The organism is Streptomyces beijiangensis (genome assembly GCF_017315755.1).
GTDB classification, from domain to species: Bacteria; Actinomycetota; Actinomycetes; order Streptomycetales; family Streptomycetaceae; genus Streptomyces; species Streptomyces beijiangensis.
This window is the reverse complement of the sequence record NZ_JAFLRJ010000731.1, coordinates 1-261: the sequence shown is the minus strand read 5'-3', so window position 1 is coordinate 261 and position 261 is coordinate 1. Positions and strand designations below refer to the sequence as shown.

The 261-nt window shown below is 66.7% G+C and carries 1 protein-coding gene; it reads right to left on the bottom strand.

The features are described from left to right. Positions 1–261: dCTP deaminase domain-containing protein (locus J0695_RS38735; RefSeq protein ID WP_443727036.1), on the bottom strand; the 261-nt coding region annotated here is incomplete at both ends.

The window sequence follows — 261 nt, the reverse complement described above, 5'->3', positions numbered from 1 at the left end:
AGCGCCGATGGTGCGGTCACCGTTGAGGAGCTGTGCGTACGTATCCGAACTGGTCCTCTCCAGCGTGACGCCGAGATAGAGCACGCCGGGCTTCAGGACCAACCCGGTGGCGGGGATGTCCAGTTCGGTGTAGGCGGTGGGAGCGGCGGCGTCCAGATCGCTATCGCAGATGCGGATTGTGTCGCCCAGCCTCCAGTCGTAGGCGTTCGGGGACAGGCGCGCGGGGTCGTAGGGGGCGATGGTGATCTCGCCCGCGTTGAC